A 1,794-nucleotide genomic window follows, 5' to 3' on the forward strand; every position below is an offset into this window, starting at 1 on the left:
TCAACGGCTGCCCCAGCCAGCCGAGACTGGCCAGGCTGCACAACGCCGCCAACAGCGGCAGGGCGATGATACGCAACGCACCGCCGAGGCCGAACGGCAAGATCAGCACCAGCACGATCAACACACAGGAGGCGAGTTTCAGTTCGGCGGCACTGACCTGGGTGGCCGCGAAGACGTTATTCAATTCACCCAGTCGATCCACCAGTGTCACACCGGGTAAATCCTCACCCTGGAGCCGCAGCAGGGCCGGGTTGTTGAGGCCTTGCAGGCTGACCATCGCCGCCACGCCGTCATCGGTCGGCCCCAGCCACAGGGCCCGGTAGGGTTCCGCCAGCGGGCCGGTGAGCGCGGTGTCGATGTCCACGGCAGGCAATGCCTGTAACTTCGTCAGCTCGGCTTGCAGCGCCTCGGCCGGTACACCGATGTCGAGCAACGGTTGCCAGAACGACGGCAGTTTGCTCAGCGCTTCGCGCACCTGTTGCTGTTGGTTTGGCGGGCTGACCAGCTGATTGAGCGATAGGTAACCCTGGAGCTTTTCCAGGCCAATCAATTGATCCAGTCGCTCTCTCAGGGCGGTCTGGCGTTCAAGCAGTTGCTGCTGATTGGCGGCGCGTATCAGGAAGAACTGGCTGGTGGGTTGATAGCCGGTAATCCGTGCAATGGTCCGGGCTTCGTCGGTCAATTGTTGAGGCGCGCTGATCCACTGGCGGATGTCGTTTTTGCTGCTCAGTTGTAACAGGCCGCCCACGCAAAAGGCGATCAGCAGCGCCAGCAGGACAGGCGTTTTCGCCTGTTTGAGCAGCGCTTCCCGACAATCCAGTAAAAGCTCGCAAACGTGCAATGGCCACTGCGCAGGGCGCAGGTCTACGCCCTTGAGCAATGCTGGCAACAGGCACACGGCGGACAAATAGGCGCCGAGCAAACCGGCGGCAGAGAATGCGGCAATCTGGGTCAGCGCGGGGAAGGGTGTCCAGGCCAGGGCCAGGTAACCGATACCGCTGGTAATCAGGCTCAGGGTCAACCCGGGCAAGGTCATGCGCAGGGCAGGCCAGCTGTGCCAGGGTTTCAGGCTCCAGCTCTTGGACAGGTAATGCAGCGGGTAGTCGACCGCGACACCGATCAGGCTCGAACCCAGTACCAGGGTCATCACATGCATATGGCCGAACAGCGCCACGCAGGCCACCGCTCCGAAGAGCATGCCCACCAGCACCGGCACGAACGCCAGCAACACGCGCCAGCGCCGGAAGGCTAACAGCAGCAGCAACAGAATCCCCACGGTGGCACCGCCACCGACCCAGGTCATCTCCCGGGCGGCTTGCTGCTGCCCGCTGGCTGCGTACAACAGGCCGCTGGCGGCGAGCAGTTGCACGTCGTGCCTGGCGGCTTCTTCGCGGCTGTGCTTGAGCAGGTCTGCCACTTGCAGCGGCAGGTTCATGTCGAAGGCGTTGCCGGTGGTGCGCGCGCGCAGCAGCACCCAGCTCTTGCCATCGGCATCGGCGACCAGGGCGCCGCTGCCGATGTCCAGTTGCACCGAGCCGCGTTGCGGCTGGCTGTTCTGGATGCGCCCGGTCAGGCCCAGCCAGTCGTCCTGGCTCGGCACCAGGCTGTAACCGTTGAACGGGTCGAACAACGCCTGCACCCGCTGCTGGACAAAGGTGTCGGGGTGCTCGATCAGCAGTTGTCGGTCCGCCGCCTGGAGCATCGCCAGGCGACCTTGCAGCAATTGCGTGCGCAGTGCCGGCAAGTCGGCTTGCAGGGTCCACTGGACCTTTTCGAACAAGCCGCTGGCCTGCC

The 1,794-nt window shown here is 63.9% G+C and carries 1 protein-coding gene; it reads right to left on the minus strand.

The genetic code is table 11. The features are described from left to right. The coding region (locus tag PMI29_RS15940) for an MMPL family transporter (protein ID WP_007997696.1) at positions 1-1,794 on the minus strand (1,794 nt) is incomplete at both ends.

Origin of the sequence: Pseudomonas sp. GM49, from assembly GCF_000282355.1 — a bacterium.
Lineage (GTDB): Bacteria > Pseudomonadota > Gammaproteobacteria > Pseudomonadales > Pseudomonadaceae > Aquipseudomonas.